Origin of the sequence: Variovorax glucosi (assembly GCF_051216695.1) — a bacterium.
In the GTDB taxonomy this organism is placed as follows: domain Bacteria; phylum Pseudomonadota; class Gammaproteobacteria; order Burkholderiales; family Burkholderiaceae_C; genus Variovorax.
Genome location: NZ_JBPJZE010000170.1, coordinates 1 through 1,274, shown reverse-complemented (window position 1 = coordinate 1,274; position 1,274 = coordinate 1). Strand labels below are relative to the sequence as shown.

The window sequence follows — 1,274 nt, the reverse complement described above, 5'->3', positions numbered from 1 at the left end:
CGCGTTGACCACGCAGCGCCTGCATCACGCCTATCTTTTCACCGGCACCCGGGGTGTCGGCAAGACCACGGTCTCGCGGATTCTGGCGAAGTCGCTCAATTGCCAGGGGCCGGACGGGCAGGGCGGCATCACGGCCACTCCGTGCGGTGTGTGCCAGGCCTGCCGCGACATCGACTCCGGCCGCTTCGTGGACTACACCGAGCTCGACGCGGCCTCCAATCGAGGCGTGGACGAGGTGCAGTCGCTGCTCGAGCAGGCCGTCTACAAGCCGGTGCAGGGGCGCTTCAAGGTCTTCATGATCGACGAAGTGCACATGCTCACGAACACCGCGTTCAACGCGATGCTGAAGACGCTCGAAGAGCCGCCCGAGTACCTCAAGTTCGTGCTGGCCACGACCGATCCGCAGAAGGTGCCGGTCACGGTGCTGTCGCGCTGCCTGCAGTTCAACCTGCGGCCAATGGCGCCCGAAACGGTGCTCGAACACCTCACCAGCGTGCTGCAGACCGAGAACGTTCCGGCCGAGCCGCAGGCGCTGCGCCTGCTGGCGCACATGCTGCGCCAGATGCATCGCCCCGCCGACGCGCTCGCCACCCTCGACCGCCTGATCGCAGCGCACGGCCAGCGCAGCGAGCCCGCGATCCGCGAGCACATCGCCCACGCGCTGTATCAGCGCACCTGGTGGATCGACGAGCCCGAGGCGCGCTGCGAAGCCTGCGATGCCATGAGCGAGCTGCTCGACAGCCAGCCCGATGCCGCGCTCGACGCGTGGCGCGTGGAGGCCCGGCTGCTCAAGGCCGAGATCGAACACCATCGCGGCCTGCCGCAGGACGCGCTTGCCACGCTGGAAGCGGTGATCGAGCGCTTCGATGGCAGCACTGACCCCGGCGCGGTGCTGCGCGTGGCGCGTGCGCGCCTGGCCTCGGTGCTGAACCTGCGCGAACTGGCGCAGCACGCACAGGCCCAGGTGATGTGCCTGGCCGTGGCCGACCAGATCGAGGCCAGCCTCGCCGACGCGGCGCCCGAGCTGCGCATCGAGGGCGTGCGGGCGCTGACGCTGTTCTTCGACGGCTTCGGCATCGACGAGCACGCGAACCGCGCCGAGCTGGTCGGCTGGCTGCTCGACCGCTACGGCCGTGACGAGTCGTCGCAGGTGCGCCGCATGGCCGTGCGCCGTGCCTACGACTGGTCGGTGGGGTTGCGCGAGCAGGACGATGGAGAAGCCGCGCTGGCCGCCTGCGAGCGGCTGCTCGTAACCTTCGGTGCGGACACCGACG

1 protein-coding gene is annotated in these 1,274 nt (G+C 69.5%); it reads left to right on the top strand.

The annotated features are described in order from the left end of the window. A partial coding sequence (dnaX, locus tag ACSFA3_RS23955) for a DNA polymerase III subunit gamma/tau (protein ID WP_435507894.1) occupies positions 1–1,274 on the top strand: 1,274 nt, incomplete at both ends.